Origin of the sequence: Nocardia tenerifensis NBRC 101015 (assembly GCF_000308715.1) — a bacterium.
GTDB classification, from domain to species: Bacteria; Actinomycetota; Actinomycetes; order Mycobacteriales; family Mycobacteriaceae; genus Nocardia; species Nocardia tenerifensis.
The window spans coordinates 16,707-30,807 of the sequence record NZ_BAGH01000605.1; the positions used below are offsets into that span (position 1 = coordinate 16,707).

The window sequence follows — 14,101 nt, forward strand, 5'->3', positions numbered from 1 at the left end:
GCTCATCGGTGCGCCTGTGGGTCGGGTGGAGTGTAGGCATCGCTTCGACGCGGGCAGAACCAGAGGGTCGCCGCCACCACCATCGACAGTACGGCGAACGCGATCGGGATGTCGAACGAGTCGACGAGGATGCCGAACACCGCGGGCCCGGTCGCCGAGCCCGCCGCGAGCGCGAGGACGACCACGCTGAACCCCACGGTCGGGCGGTCCGCGAACGCGCGGGCGCTCCACAGCGCGACCAGCGCGCCCGCCACCATGAAACCCGCGCCGAAGAGCGCCGCCGCCGCGACGAACATCGCAAAGGTGGGCCGGCCCAGGGCGAGTATGCCGCAGGACAGCGCGGTGCAGAGCTGAGCCGTCACGAATGTCTTTGCCATTCCCCATCTTTCGACCAGCGCGCCGGTCGCGACGCCGATCACCCCGGCGACGCCGATCAGCGTCCAGAGCAGCGGGGCGCCCTCGGTGGAAGCACCGGACACCGCCATGCCCGCGTAGGACCAGTAGACCGCGCCACCCAGGCCGACCGAGAACGACGCGCCGAGCAGGCGGCGTTGCCCGGGACGGCGCAGCAGCGCGGACCAGCGCAAGCCCGTCGCCCCGTCGCCCCTCGCCCCGGCGCCGCGCGGACCCGGATGAGCCGTCGCCGGTAGGACGCGAAAGTTCCACGCGGAGACCGCGATCGCGCAGGCGGCGGCCGCGAGCCAGATGCTTCGCCAGCCCGAACCGGCGACCCACAGGACCGCGGGTCCCGCCACCATCACGCCGAAGGTCGTCCCGGTGCTGATCATCGCCAGGGCGTGCCCACGAGCTGCCGGCCGGGTGGCCACCGCCACCGCGTCGGAGTACGGCGCCCACACCCAGCCCGGCGCCGTACCCGCCAGCGCCACGCCGATCGCCAGGACCGCGGTGCTGTGCGCGGTGGCCATCAGCACCATCCCGGTGGCCGCACAGAGTCCGCCGATCAATACGGGGACGCGCGGGCTCCGGCGACCCGAGAGACGGGCGACCACAACGAGCACAAGGAGTTCGGCGAGGTAACCCGCGCTCGAAACCGCGCCGAGAACGCCTGTGCTGCCGCCGAATTCGCGTCGCAGCTCGGGCAGGAACAGGCCGTAGCCGTAGCGGCCGTAGCCGTAGACGATCGCGAGCGTCAGTAGGCCAGGTATGCCGATTCTGAAGGGACCGTGTTGATTCGCCGACTCGGTGTCGGAGGTTGTGCTGTCGCGGGCGGGTGTGGCGACGGAGCTTCGAGCGCAGTCGCGGTCGGCCATGGTGCTCCTCGACGCGTTGATGAACTTACCTGCTAAGTGTGTTTTGCCGGTAACTATCTCTTGTCTAGCATCGGCTCCGGTGCGAAGCAACCCCAATGTCATAGCCAGGGCTGTTCATTACGGCTCACAGCTGCCAACATCGACCGCGGTACTGGACTTTCGGACCTACCTCTATAGTGTCGATAGACGGTTGACAGTCCGGGTCGAACCGGCAAAAGTCAGCAAAAGCGTTGCCGCACAGAAACAATCCCGGGCAGCGGGACGCGGCCCATCGGTGAATCGTGCCTCTGGTAGCCGACGTGCGTCCGGTAGCTGAAGGCCCACGCCGGCGCGCCGGTACCTGGTTCGCGGGTAATGCGCGCACACGGACCACCGTCGAGGCCCCGAGTGGACCGGTCGGCCTCTCAGCCGTGGTTACGTGCAACGATGGCGCGGAGGGGGGCGTTGTGCGCCCTCACAGAAGACTGTCCACGGGTCGATTTCGGCACGCGGTTCGCCCTACTCTTCACGGGTGTCGAGACATTTGCAGGCGAGTCGCCGTGGGGCGCTCACTTGGGGGGCCGGGGCAGCGGCCACGCTGATCACCGGAGGACAGGCCATGGCAGACCCTGGCACCCAGGCCGGCGCCACCCGCTACCGCGGATACTCGGCGCAGGACCGAGAGCTGCCGTACGCCCGCTTCATGGCCGAACACACCACGCCCGCGCACACTTCGGTGCTCGCGGCCCACGCGGGACCGCCGACCTCGCCGGCGCTGATCCCCGAATTCACCGCACTGCCACTGGATCTCGCGCCCGGCGCGCGCTCGCCCGTCGAAACCGGTTACGGGCAAACCGCACACGGACAGGTGTGGGCCGCGGTGCACACCGACATGCCGGGCGTCACCGCCGCGATGTGGGACTGGTGGTTCGCCTGGCATCCGATCGAATCCGCCCGCTACAAGCTCTGGCACCCCGACGCGCACCTATACGCCAGCACCTCCGCCGACCGCAATGCCGAGCCGATTCCCTACCGCGACAAATACATCGGCACGACCTCCTACGTCGACGAGTACATCGGCCCGAAGTTGCAGCAGCTCGCCATCGCGTTTCGCGATCCCACCCTCGAGGGCTTCCAGGTGCCCGAGGGACACACGGTGATCCTCGCCCGGGTGGGCAGCATCGTGGCGCCCGTCGACCTCGGCTGGCTCGCCCACCAAGTGCGTCCCACCCCGACCGGCTGCGAGATGCGCAGCCGCTTCTATCTCAATGTCTACGGGCTGCATACTCCCGACCTGCCGCAGGCCGTCGAGGCCGTAAAGCGCGGCGCGGCAATAGATCCCGCCGACCTCGTCCTCGGCGTCGACCTCGCCCGCGACCTGATGCTGCACTGCGGCCAGGAAATGCACCACCTCGCCGAGTTCCTCCCCGACCTCTACACCGCGTTCAGCGACTGAGCCGTTCCGCGCACCCGGGCATCTACCGTCCTCGGACCGACCACTCAGCGGAACCGATCGTGGTCTTGCCAACTCACTCCGCAATGGATAGGACTATCGGCGTGGCTGAACCTCGAAGCATCACCGGAACCGTCGTGGCCATCTGCTCGGTCGTGGTGGCTGTCTGCGCCGTCCTCGTCACGGTGAAGCTGTTGGGCGCCGATTTCACCGCCGCCCAACAGCCCAGAGTGTTCGACCAGACGGCACTGGAACAACAGGTGGCGAACCGCCTACAGGGTGTCGGCGACGATTCCCCCGGCCGAGTAGGCTGCCCGGCCGCCGTCCCGGTCCGCGCCGACACCGAGTTCAAGTGCCACGTCTGGCGTCACCTCCACTCCGACGATGTGCAGGTCACGGTGGTCAACGACCTGGGGGAAATCTCGGTAAAACATTCGTAGCGTGGGTAGCCGACGCCGGCGAAGTCGAGAGTCTGTTGATCTGCCCGATCGCGCAATGCCTTGGTGGCCGCGAGGTGGATGCCGGACGGACACGGGCCGACTCAGGGGTCGATCAGCTCGTAGCCCGCAGCGTCGACGGCCGCGCGGACATCGGCGAAGTCGAGGTCGGCGGCGCTGGTTACGGTGACGGAGTCGGTATCCACGTCTACGGCGACAACGGTCACACCTGATAGTTGTTCGAGCGCTTCGCCAACGGATGTGGCGCAGTGGTCGCAGGCCATGCCGAGGACGGTGAAACGGTGTTCGCTCATGATCGCTCGCCTCGCGGGCGCTGATCGTCGGCGGCTACGGTTCGAGTGAGCATATTCGCTCGCCGCATTCGTCCGTCTGGTGTGAACTGCCCGAAGAAGCAGACTTCGATGGCGAGTTCTCTACCCCGTTGTGTGACGTGGAGGGTGTATCGGGCGGCGATCCGGTTGTTGTCGGCGATCGCTTCGTGTACGTCGATTCGGCTGCTGGGGCGGTTCTTTCGCACCGGTCGGGTGTGTGCGATCAACTTGTCGCGATCCATCCGGTGACCATCCGCGATCTGCACGATGTCTGGGGCATGGAACTGGTCGACTACGGCGGCCGGGTCTGCGTCGTCGGCCAGCAGGTGCTCGTTGAACGACGTGAAGAAGTCGGCGATGAACTGTGCTGGATCGGTGTCGGTGAAGGCGGGCACGAGTCTCCTGACAGGCGTAGCCGAATTATATCTTACGAGATGTAAGATATAAGCCCACAAGTGCTTTGACAAGATGTAAGAGATAAACAGGACGGATCGATGGCTCGCAAGCAACGTGCAGACGCCCACCGGAGTCGAGCGGCGATCCTCGACGCCGCCGCACGGATCCTGAACGAACAGCCCGACGCCAGCGTCGAAGCCCTCGCCACGGGCGCGGGGGTCACCCGTCAGACGGTGTACGCGCATTTCCCCTCTCGTGAGCGGCTACTGGCGGCGGTCTTGGACAGGCTCACCGAACTGACCGTCGCGGCGATGGACGCCGCGGATCCGGACGAGGGTCCGGCCGTCGAGGCACTGCTGCGCGTATTCGACGCTGCCACACGAGAATCCGAGCGCTACCCCGTCCTCCTCCAGCGGATCAACGCGTTGCCCAGTGCCGCGCGGGAAGACCGCGGCCGACACGCACCGATCATGGCCCGCATCGAGAAGGTGATCCGACGCGGCCAGGAGACAGCCGAATTCGACGGCACGCTCCCCGCCGACTGGCTGGCCACAGTAACGATCCACCTCGCCCACGCCGCAGCCGACGAGCACAGCAGCGGCCGAATGACGAGATCAGACGCCGACCACGCCTTCACCACAAGCTTGCTGCGCATCCTCGCGCCGGCTCGCGATCCCCGCGCGGAGTCACCCGACCCACCGATGGACCCGAAAACGCTGACGACATGATCTCCTGGACAACCATCCCAATAACGCCCCCTCGGCGTTCACGCGTGCCGAAAGGCCTTGTCGGCGTAGCTGTCTGAACGGTTGACAAACGCGCGACCAGCGGCTGTGTACCGACATTCAGCTGGTGGTGAACAAGCGAGCGCGGGCGGCCGTCAGCGCGACCGCCGCGGCCGCGTCGGCGGTGCTGTCGCCGACAGGCTCGCCGGTGATCAGGACACGGAAATAGATCGGCGCCACAAGCGCTTTCACCATCTCGGCGGGATCCGTACCCTCAGGAATCTCGCCGCGGGTGATTGCGCGCGTCACCACCGGCAGTGTTTTCCGAATGCGGTCGCGGAAGACGTGTCGAGCCGACAGTGGTGGCGCCGGCAGGCCCGCGGCGGTGGAAACCATCACGGCCAGCACTGCCCGGCCGGAGGCGCTGTTGGCCCATGCGACGAGGCTACGGGCGAGCGCGCGCAGGTCTTCGTCGACCGAACCGGTGTCGGGGATGGGGATTTCGGTGGTGAGGCTGTCGGTCAGCGCCTCGGCGATCAAGGTCTCGCGATCGGGCCATCGACGGTAGACGGTGGTTTTGTGCACTCCGGCGCGCTGGGCGGCGTTGTCGATCGTGAATGCGGCGTAGCCTCGTTCGCTCAACTCGTCGATGGTTGCCGCGAGCACGGCGGTGCGGACCTTGGGTCCACGGCCGGGGGACGCGGTGGGACTCATTGCAACTCCTAGTTGCGATATCTGCGACATGCGGGCATGCTGACAATATCGCAACTCGGAGTTGCGATAGAAGTGGAGTGTCGATGCTGTCGAAATCCGTTCGGGGAGGCGCGTTGTTGTTCCCCGGTTTGCTCGCAGGCGCGTTCGGATACGGCGCGGTGAACGTGCTGTACGCGTTTCGTGAAGTGCCCCTTGATGTCCGGTTCACCTTCCACACCGCGCTGATGCGGGTCAACGGGCCGGTCATGCAGTCGCTGATGGGTCTGGCGGTGCTGAGCACCCTGCTGCTTGCGGTGCGCTCGAAGCATCGGCGACGGTGGATCGCCGCGAGCGCCTCGGGGCTGGTCATCGCCTCGTTCGTGGTGACCCGCTGGGGAAATGTGCCGATAAATCAGCAGATCAAAACCTGGCGGGTCGACGCGCTACCCGCTGACTACACCGACATCCTGCGCCGATGGGAATTGTTCCACTTCACCCGAACAGGTTGTGCCCTGATCGCTTTCGTCCTGGTGATCACCGCCGTAATGGGTTCCCTCACCGCCGACGACCGCCACGCGCGTGCCCGCATCCACCCTTCCCCAGCACCGGCACATCCATGATTCGCCGATGGCCGCGCCGGTCAACAGACACCGTGAGTGTCATCGCTCAGTCGAAGTGCTGCTCGCCGTCGTAGACACCCTCGGAGCCGGGCCTCCAAGCCAGAGAGTCAGGATATGCCGGATCAGAGAGTCAGCAAGACCTTCGTGGCCCGTCGCTCATCCATCGCGCGGTAGCCCTCGGCGGCCTCGGCGAGCGGCAGGGTGAGGTCGAAGACGTCGCCGGGGGTGATTTCGTCGCGCATGATCCGGTCGATCAGGTCGGGCAGGAAGCGTCGGACCGGGGCCGGGCCGCCGAGCAGGTGGATTTCGGCGAAGAACAGCTCCATGCCGTCGAGTTTCACGTCGTGGGCCACGCCGACGTAGCCGAGGTGCCCGCCCGGGCGGGTGGAGCGGATGGCCTGCTCCATCGACTGCTGGGTACCGACCGCCTCGATCACCGAGTGCGCGCCGAGCCCGCCGGTGAGCTCCTTGATCCGGGCGACGCCTTCGTCGCCGCGTTCGGTGACGAGGTCGGTGGCGCCGAATTTCCTTGCCAGGGCCTGACGTTCGGGGTGGCGGCTCATGGCGATGATCCGCTCGGCGCCGAGTTCGCGGGCCGCGAGCACGCCGAGCAGCCCGACCGCGCCGTCACCCACCACCGCGACCGATTTACCGGGCCCCACCTCGGCCGCGTCCGCGGCGAACCAGCCGGTGCCGAGCACGTCCGAGGCCGCGAGCAGGTGCCGAATCTGCTCCGGAGTCGGCTCGCCCGGCACCCGAACGAGCGTGCCGTCTGCGAGCGGGACGCGAGCACGCTCGGCCTGCGTGCCGATCCCACCCATCGGCACCGCGTGCACACAGCGCGACTGGAACCCCGCCCGGCAGATGTCGCACGTGTTATCCGAGGCAAAAAACGACCCGACCACAAAGTCCCCCACCCGCACCCTCTCCACCGCCGCACCCACCTCCTCCACCACCCCGACATACTCATGCCCCATCGGCGTCGGCCTTCGCAATTCCTCCACCCCCCGGTACGGCCACAAATCCGACCCACAAACGCAGGTCGCCGCGACCCGAATGACCGCATCCGACGGCTCCACAATCCGCGGCTCCCCCCGCTCCTCCACCCGCACATCCCCCGGCGCATACATAACCACTCCACGCATAACAATCCTCTCCTCGACCGTCGGCGTCCGCTACCACTCAACCGCCCGGTAATTCCCCCTCAGCCCCCACCCAACCGATCGACCGCCTCGGCCCGAGAATTCGCGATCGCAACCCCAACGCCTCCAGGACTACGTGCAAATTTCCTTATCGATCGGCTGAAGGGCGTCATTTGGGGCGCCTGTGGCACAACCGAAACATGGTGCGTGTGACAGCTTTTCACGCTGATTGACCACTGACTAGAGGGTGCCGAGGTCGTTTGCATCGACGGCCTCGGCACTCTGCGCCGACCGGAGGCTGCGCGTCGTCTCCATCGACGTCGCCCGCCGGATCGGCACCGAGTGACCGGCGGCGAGCAGTCGAGGACGCGGTTTACGGATATTTCGAACGCAACAGCCGCATAGTTTCTGGCTCGCCGCACATGCAATTGCGCGTGTGGGAGGGGCGGAAGGTGTGCGGCTGTTCGTGCACCGTGGGCGTTAGGGGTGCGGTGCGAGGCACTGTCGTGCGAATAGTCGATACCGCGTGCTGCGGAGGGGGTCAGGATTGGGCGTCGAGGCTGGGCCGGGTGGCGTGGCGGTTTGGACCGGACGCCGGGGCAGCAGATGACCTCGTCGAAGGGTGGGACCACTCCGAAGTACTTCTACAAGAATGCGGTCGCGACACCCAGCGGTGTGGACTGCAAATACATGCACGCGACGTTCTTCGGCGTGTTCCCCGTCGAGTCGACGGAGCACTACAGCTGGTCGCAGGTGTGCGACGGTATGCGCATGGGCAAAGACGGATGGTGGGACGGCGAGTTCCCGCGCTGCGGGCATTGACAGCTGACTGGAATGGATGTGCGGTCGGGGCTCTGTGAAGGAATCCACCGTGGACCTGCCTCGACGTGCCGCAGCAAAATGGCGTTTTTGCCGCCTCGCTGAGCTTTCATGGACGCCAGGTTTGTTGGCGTGCGCGGAAGGCGGCGTTTTTGGCTCGGTTTTGGCAGGCGGTTCCGCAGAAGCGCTTGGTGCCGTTGCGGGTGAGGTCGAGGTAGACGCGGTCGCAGGTTGGGGCGGAGCAGACGCCTATGCGGTCGGCGTGCTCGCTGCCCAGGACGGAGGCGACGGCGACTGTGACGGCCGCGCCGATGGCCGGCACGCGGGGGGCATCGGGGGTGTGGAAGCGTAGATGCCAGGGTCGGCCGGGGTCGCGGGTCAGTACGGGTCTGGCGTCGTACTCGTGCATCATGGCGTTGGTGCGCTCGGCCGCGGCATCCATGTCGCCGGAGGCGACGGCGGCGAAAACCTGCCGCAGTTGCGCGGCCACTCGCGCTAGGCCGGGAGCATCGGCGGGCGTGGCGTGGAAACCGGCGATGGGAGGCACCACGCCGCTGATCCGGTCCCGCAGTTCGCGCTGACCGGCGGCGGCCGGATACGCCCTGCCGCGCCGCTCGCCCGGCACGACGGCATTGATCAACCGCACGGCGAACTGCACCGCACCCAGCGTGTGACTGTCTAACCTCACTTGACCAGTCCCCCTTGCCTTTCTAGCGTGATGACTGTTGTTCCAGTTTAAGACAGTCATGAAAGGTTCGAGTATGTCTCCGACGACCACGACCGCCCTCGCCTGGATCGAACGCTGGGACCGCCAGCAGGACAGCGCTTTACCCGATCGGGAAACGCTGTTCACCGTCATCACGGATGCCGTGGCGTCCGCCGTCGGCCGGCCCGATCCGATCGTGATCGACCTGGCCTGCGGCCCCGGCTCCCTCGGCGCCCGCATCCACCGGCGACTCCCCGCCGCCCGCATCATCGGCGTGGACGCCGATCCGGTCCTGCTCGACCTGGCCCGCGCCGCCCACGACTTCGAGTTCGTAGACCACAACCTGGACGACCCCGAATGGGTTGCCGCACTGCATCTCTCGGAACCGGCGGACGCGATCGTCAGCACCACCGCCCTGCACTGGCTACGCACGAACACTCTCGCGCGCGTCTACACCGAGGCGGCCACCCTTCTCCGCCCCGGCGGCCTACTCCTCAACGGCGACGACATGATCGCCGCCTCTCCCGTCATCGATCGGCTGGATCTCGAAATCACCCGCCGCAGAATGGAACACGCCCAACCCGCCGACGACTGGCAGACCTGGTGGACCGAGATCGAAGCCGATCCCGAACTGGCCACGGCCACCGCAGACCGCCGCACCCGCACCTGGCACCGCCCCGAAACCCACGAACCACCCCTCGACCTCCACCTGAACCTGTTGCGCGAAGCCGGTTTCCGAGACGTGGGACAGATCTGGCAGTACGGCCGCAGCCGGGTGATCGCCGCGATCAAGTCACCGTAGGGATTTTCAGGGCAGCATGGGCTTGGTGTCGTCGACGCCGAAACGTTCGGGCCGATACCAGGATGCGTCGCGGGCGGTGGCGTCGACCTGGTCGGCCACACCGAGCACGAGCGCGAAAAGCGCCATGCGGACGGGTATTCCGTAGTCCGTTTGGCGGAAGATGGCCAGGGCGGGGTGGCGGTTGAGGTCGTTGGACAGTTCGCTCGGATTGTTGCGGCTGTCGCGCGGCAGCGGGTGCATGAGGACGGTACCCGGCCGACAGACGCGGTCGTACAGCGCGGCGTCGATCGCGAACCGATCCTGTACCCCGTCCAGGGTGAGCCCGGCGGGCAGTCGCTCCTGCTGAATTCGGGTGGCGTAGACGACATCCGCGTTCCGCAGGCCGTCGGCCAGTTCCTCGGTCTGCTCGACGCGATGACCGCGTTCACGCAACGCGGCGACCAACGGCTCCGGCAGTTGCAGCTCCGGCGGGGCGATGCAGACGAACCGGATCTGATGTTCCAGGGCAAGCAGTTTCGTCAGCGAGTGCGCCGTCCGCCCGTATTTCAGGTCTCCGACCACGGCGACGGTGGCCCCGCCCAGCGACCCCGGCCGCTTTCCGAGTTCCCGGCACAGCGTGTAGAAGTCGACCAGCGCCTGCGTCGGATGCTCACCCGGCCCGTCGCCGCCGTTGATCACCGGCACCCGTGTCGCCGCGGCGAACTCCCCTACCGCGCCCGCCTCCGGGTGCCGCACCACCATCGCGTCGACGTACCCGCTGACGACCCGGCTGGTGTCGTAGATCGACTCGCCCTTGGCCATCGACGAGAACGCGAAACCCGTTGTCTCCACGATCTGCCCGCCGAGCCGGTGAAACGCCGCACCGAAACTCAACCGGGACCGGGTGCTCGGCTCGAAGAACAGGATGCCGCAGATCGCGCCCTCCAGCACCCGGGTGACCCGCTGCCGCCGGGCATACGGCAGCATCCCATCGGCCACCGCGAACAACCGCTCCACCTTGACCACATCGAACTGATCGACACTGATGACGTGCTCACCGGCGAAATCCATGAATGTCCCCGTTCTGTCAGAGCGGAACTCTATCAATGAGATCGAGCGGCCCCGGTCTCCTCCAGCCCGCGATTCACGGCGGGCCAAGGCTCGCTCGCCATCCGCCGGGTCGCGGTGCCCGCGACGACGAACGCGGCGGCGAAGGGAAACCAGGCCACGGCGCCCCACGCGGCGAGCAGGGTCACGATAGCCGGGCCGACCGAATGCTGCACGCCGACACCGATACTGAACACCGCGAGGTGCGCCCCGCGCTCGGTGCTCGGCGCGTGCTCGTAGGACAGCTCCCAGGACCCGGCGATCTGTAGCGACTCGCCGAGCGTCAACGCCACCACCCCGGCGACGAGCGCGACGCCACCGTGCACGGGCGGCAGCACGGCGACGGCCGCGAAGCACGCGCACGCCACCGCCAGCAGCACCCCGGCGACCTCCTCGGCCCGCGCCGCGCCGCGCATAGTCGCCGCCCACCGGCTCAGCCGCCGTTGCAGCACGACGACGAGCACGGTGTTCACCACGTACATCGCGGGCAGCACGGCCGGGGCGATCCGCGTCTGGTTGAGCACGTACAGCGGTAGAGCCAGCTGAAGAATGGTGTCGTGCATCAGCAGCACGACGTTGAGCCCGGCGAGGGCGAGGTAGCGCGGCCGGACCCGCCTGCGCGGTCGCTCGCCCGGCTCACCCTTCGGCGCGCAGGTGTTGCGCACGCCGGCGAGCAGGAGACCGGCCAGCGCGAAGGAGACCGCGTTGCCGATCGGCAGCACGTCGTAGGCCGTCGCGGTGCCGACGGCGATGGCCGCGCTGGTGACCAGCCCGCCGAGCGCGAAGCCAGCGTTGCGCATCGCCCGCACGTAGCCCATGGTCTCGTTGCGACCCTCCGCGCCGACGGCCGCGCCGACCATCGCCTGAAACGCCGGTGACGCAAGCCTTTCCAGCACGGTCGCCAGGGTGATCACCGCGGCGAATCCTGCGACGTTGTCGACGAAGAGGAACAGCGGGTAGAGCACGGCGCGACCGAAGTGGGTGATGCGCACCATCCGCTGGTAGCCGAAGCGATCCGACAGCATGCCGAGCGGCGTCACGGCGGCGAGCGACACGGCGCCGGCGATGGCGAGACCGCCCGCGATGACGGCGATGCTCAACCCGAGCCGCTCGCTGAAATACACCGCGGCGCCGGAGGCGAACACCCCCGTGCCGACCGCGTCCGCCAACGCGGAACCGGCGATCCGGCCCGCGCCCGGCGGCGGCAGGACCACCTCTCGCACCGCCCGCCAGCGGGTCACTCGAGCACGACCTCCAGCCTCCGCACCGCCAGTTCGGCTGCGGCACCGGCCGTTTCGACGTCGTCGGCCACCGCGGTGCAGAACGCGACCCGATCGTCGGAGTCGCGCATCGGCGTCACCAGCGGCTCGCCGGGTTCCTTGAGGACAGTACAGCCGGTGACGTGCTCGACCGCGGCGGCTTCGTCGCGATGATCCACGCGGACAAGGCGACCCGACGCGGGTGGGACCCGGTACCGGATGGCGCCGGCCCGCGACGGGCGACCGGGTTCGGCGAGCAGCGCGTCGAGCACGGGCAGCACCCGCTCCCCCAACGACTGTCGCACGGCCAGCTCGACCAGATCGATCCCCGTCGCCGCCCGCAGCAGCTGTGGGATCTGGTCGCCGCCGGCCCGGGTGTGCGTCTCCACGATCCGCGGCCCGTCCGCCGTGCGGATCACTTCGGTATGCGTGGGGCCGAAGGCGATTCCGAGCGCGTCGAGGACCGAGCACACGTAGTCGGCCACCGGCTCGTCGGCGGCCGTCGCCTCGCGTACCCCGTGCCCGATCTCCACGAAGTCGGCGTCGATGAATTTGCGCGTGATCCCGACGACCCGATGAATCCCGTTCTCGGAGAACGCCTCCACGCTGATCTCCGTACCCTCGAGGTACCGCTCCACCAGCCGGTCGCCGTCCAGCTGCGCCAGCGCGGCGTCCAATTCGGCCGCGCTCGACACCCGGACGATGTTCTCGCTGCCGGAACCGCTGCGCGGCTTGAGAATCAGCGGCAGGCCGAACTCGTCGGCGAAATGCTTCAGGTCCTGCGGCGAATCGATCGGGGCGGCCGGGGTGTCGTCCACCCCTTGTTCCCGAAGGCGTTGCCGCATAAGCGTTTTGTCGTAGACCCGGTCTATGACGCTCGGCGCGTGGAAGGGCATCCCGAACGCGTCCGCGATCGCCGCCGCCCGGCGCTGGTCGTACTCGCCGAACGCGCCGACCGCGTGGATCGGCTCACGCTCGTGCACGGCCCGCGCGAGCGCGACCCACTCATCCGTGGCGGCCCGGTCGTCGAGCGCGAGGACGCGCGCGCACTCACCGGGGTGCAGCATCCTGCGCAACCGAGGCACCGCCACCATGGCGGTGATGCGCAGATCGGGCCGCCGCTTCCGCAGTATCGGGGTCACATCGCGCGCGCCCCCGATCAGCAGATAGTGCCGGATCATCGCAGCACTCCGGGAGACACGGTGACGGCGGCGAACGTGCGCCACAGCCAGCTTTCCAACGTGGCCGGGTCGGGCCCGGCGATCATGCCGGAGAAGGCGAGATGCTCGGGCCGGTAACCGGGCGCGGTCGTGGTCGGCACGCCCTCCGGGTGAATCTGATACTTCACCAGCATGGGGTCGGCGAGCACCTCCGGCGGCACCGAGACCGAGACCGGCGCCCCTGCGTAGACATGCCCCGGAAAGAGGAAGTCACCGTAGTACGTGCCGGGGGTGGGTTCGCGGATCAGATCGGTCGCCAGCTCGCCCCGGACATCGGTCGCCATATCGACGGTGTCGAGGTGAACCCCGGTGCGCCGGAACAACATCTCGCCCAGGTGCCCACCGCCGCCGCGCGCGGCGACCTCGAGGAAGACGGGGCCGTCCGCGGTCAGGATCGCCTCCAGGTGGAAGGTCAGCGTCTCGCCGCCGAGGGCGCGCACGCACCGGCACGCCCACTCCGCCAGCTCGGGCGCGTCGTACTGCACTGTGCCGGAGGGCTTTCCGTGCTCGTAGTCCAGACAGGTCCCGACGTAACGCGCGACCTGCACGGCCACCGGCTCGCCACGGAAAAGGAATCCGTCGATGGCGCAGACCGGTCCGTCGAGATACTCCTCGATCTCGTACTGCTCGGCCAGGACGGGTTCGCCGCCGCGCTCGGCGATCAGCGCGCGGGCGGCGGCGTAGTCGTCGCAGACCACCACGCCCCGGCTGGCATTCGCGGCCCTGGGCTTGACGACCACCTTGCCGGACCACGGAATCCGTTCCGGCAGCGCGGTGACCGGATACCACCTCGGCACCCGAATGCCCGCCCGGTCCAGGATCTCCTTCATGACGACCTTGTCGCGGAACTGCAGCGCCACCGCGGGCCGCATGCCGGGGATGCCGAACTCCTCGCGCAGCACGGCCGCCGGCAGGATCAGCAGCTCGCGCCGGGCGAAGATCCGGTCGACCGGCCGCTCCCGCAGCCACGGCCGAAGCTGGTCGGCCACCGGCGAATCCGGCGCCAACTCGAGCTTGCCGCAGCGGACATGGGCCGGAATATTGTCGAGGTCCTCGGCGGGCCCGGCGTAGACGACGTCGTGCTCGTCGTGGTCGAAGGCCCGGTCGTAACCGACGCGCTCGAACTTGTTCTGATGCAGGACAAGGATTCTCATGCCGGGC

16 protein-coding genes are annotated in these 14,101 nt (G+C 68.0%); 6 read left to right on the forward strand and 10 right to left on the reverse strand.

Annotated elements, in window-relative coordinates; all coding sequences use genetic code 11:
• Window positions 1-2 precede the first annotated feature (2 nt).
• Window positions 3-1,271 carry an MFS transporter gene (locus ON39_RS42330; protein ID WP_051187808.1) on the reverse strand — a complete coding sequence of 423 codons (1,269 nt, stop codon included), beginning with the start codon at window positions 1,269-1,271 and terminating at the stop codon, window positions 3-5.
• A gap of 598 nt (window positions 1,272-1,869) precedes the next feature.
• Between ON39_RS42330 and ON39_RS42335 the strand changes: the two genes are divergently transcribed.
• A complete protein-coding gene (locus tag ON39_RS42335) occupies window positions 1,870-2,706 on the forward strand; it encodes a DAPG hydrolase family protein (RefSeq protein WP_040742695.1) in 837 nt (278 codons plus the stop codon).
• A gap of 101 nt (window positions 2,707-2,807) precedes the next feature.
• Window positions 2,808-3,143, forward strand: coding sequence for a DUF4333 domain-containing protein (locus ON39_RS42340; RefSeq protein ID WP_157195631.1), 336 nt, complete (start codon window positions 2,808-2,810; stop codon window positions 3,141-3,143).
• Between the two features lie 101 nt (window positions 3,144-3,244).
• Here ON39_RS42340 and ON39_RS42345 read toward each other — a convergent pair whose 3' ends face one another.
• Together ON39_RS42345 and ON39_RS51045 are read right to left on the reverse strand one after the other, a co-directional pair.
• Window positions 3,245-3,454: a heavy-metal-associated domain-containing protein gene (locus ON39_RS42345; RefSeq protein ID WP_040742697.1), complete on the reverse strand. Its 210-nt coding sequence runs from the start codon at window positions 3,452-3,454 to the stop codon at window positions 3,245-3,247.
• Window positions 3,451-3,867 carry a nuclear transport factor 2 family protein gene (locus tag ON39_RS51045; protein WP_040742698.1) on the reverse strand — a complete coding sequence of 139 codons (417 nt, stop codon included), beginning with the start codon at window positions 3,865-3,867 and terminating at the stop codon, window positions 3,451-3,453. Before ON39_RS51045 ends, ON39_RS42345 begins: the two co-directional genes overlap by 4 nt.
• 99 nt (window positions 3,868-3,966) lie before the next feature.
• On the opposite strand from ON39_RS51045, the gene ON39_RS51050 reads away from it, so the two are divergent.
• Window positions 3,967-4,596, forward strand: coding sequence for a TetR/AcrR family transcriptional regulator (locus tag ON39_RS51050; RefSeq protein WP_051187809.1), 630 nt, complete (start codon window positions 3,967-3,969; stop codon window positions 4,594-4,596).
• A 117-nt stretch (window positions 4,597-4,713) separates the two neighbouring features.
• Here the strand turns inward: ON39_RS51050 and ON39_RS42360 are convergent, their stop codons facing one another.
• Window positions 4,714-5,259 (reverse strand): TetR/AcrR family transcriptional regulator, encoded by a 546-nt coding sequence (locus tag ON39_RS42360; protein WP_040742735.1) that lies wholly within the window; start codon window positions 5,257-5,259, stop codon window positions 4,714-4,716.
• Window positions 5,260-5,390: 131 nt separating this feature from the next.
• On the opposite strand from ON39_RS42360, the gene ON39_RS42365 reads away from it, so the two are divergent.
• Window positions 5,391-5,906 (forward strand): anthrone oxygenase family protein, encoded by a 516-nt coding sequence (locus tag ON39_RS42365; RefSeq protein ID WP_040742736.1) that lies wholly within the window; start codon window positions 5,391-5,393, stop codon window positions 5,904-5,906.
• Window positions 5,907-6,028: 122 nt separating this feature from the next.
• Here the strand turns inward: ON39_RS42365 and ON39_RS42370 are convergent, their stop codons facing one another.
• A complete protein-coding gene (locus tag ON39_RS42370) occupies window positions 6,029-7,051 on the reverse strand; it encodes a zinc-dependent alcohol dehydrogenase family protein (RefSeq protein ID WP_040742699.1) in 1,023 nt (340 codons plus the stop codon).
• Window positions 7,052-7,654: 603 nt separating this feature from the next.
• Between ON39_RS42370 and ON39_RS42375 the strand changes: the two genes are divergently transcribed.
• Window positions 7,655-7,870, forward strand: coding sequence for a hypothetical protein (locus ON39_RS42375; RefSeq protein WP_040742700.1), 216 nt, complete (start codon window positions 7,655-7,657; stop codon window positions 7,868-7,870).
• Window positions 7,871-7,976: 106 nt separating this feature from the next.
• Here the strand turns inward: ON39_RS42375 and ON39_RS51055 are convergent, their stop codons facing one another.
• Entirely contained in the window at window positions 7,977-8,555 is a 579-nt protein-coding gene (locus ON39_RS51055; protein ID WP_246003133.1) for a CGNR zinc finger domain-containing protein, read from the reverse strand.
• Window positions 8,556-8,628: 73 nt separating this feature from the next.
• Between ON39_RS51055 and ON39_RS42385 the strand changes: the two genes are divergently transcribed.
• Window positions 8,629-9,375 carry a class I SAM-dependent methyltransferase gene (locus ON39_RS42385; protein ID WP_040742703.1) on the forward strand — a complete coding sequence of 249 codons (747 nt, stop codon included), beginning with the start codon at window positions 8,629-8,631 and terminating at the stop codon, window positions 9,373-9,375.
• Between the two features lie 6 nt (window positions 9,376-9,381).
• Here the strand turns inward: ON39_RS42385 and pyrB are convergent, their stop codons facing one another.
• Genes pyrB through ON39_RS42405 form a run of 4 tightly spaced genes read right to left on the reverse strand, consistent with a single transcriptional unit; the run spans window position 9,382 to window position 14,094 of the window.
• Complete coding sequence (pyrB, locus tag ON39_RS42390; RefSeq protein ID WP_051187811.1) at window positions 9,382-10,425, reverse strand: aspartate carbamoyltransferase; 1,044 nt, start codon at window positions 10,423-10,425, stop codon at window positions 9,382-9,384.
• 32 nt (window positions 10,426-10,457) lie between these two features.
• On the reverse strand, window positions 10,458-11,702 hold the full coding sequence (locus ON39_RS48335; RefSeq protein ID WP_040742705.1) for an MFS transporter: 1,245 nt from the start codon (window positions 11,700-11,702) through the stop codon (window positions 10,458-10,460).
• A complete protein-coding gene (locus ON39_RS42400) occupies window positions 11,699-12,901 on the reverse strand; it encodes an ATP-grasp domain-containing protein (protein ID WP_040742706.1) in 1,203 nt (400 codons plus the stop codon). Before ON39_RS42400 ends, ON39_RS48335 begins: the two co-directional genes overlap by 4 nt.
• On the reverse strand, window positions 12,898-14,094 hold the full coding sequence (locus tag ON39_RS42405; protein ID WP_040742708.1) for an ATP-grasp domain-containing protein: 1,197 nt from the start codon (window positions 14,092-14,094) through the stop codon (window positions 12,898-12,900). The genes ON39_RS42400 and ON39_RS42405 overlap by 4 nt, the downstream gene beginning before the upstream one ends.
• Window positions 14,095-14,101 lie beyond the last annotated feature (7 nt).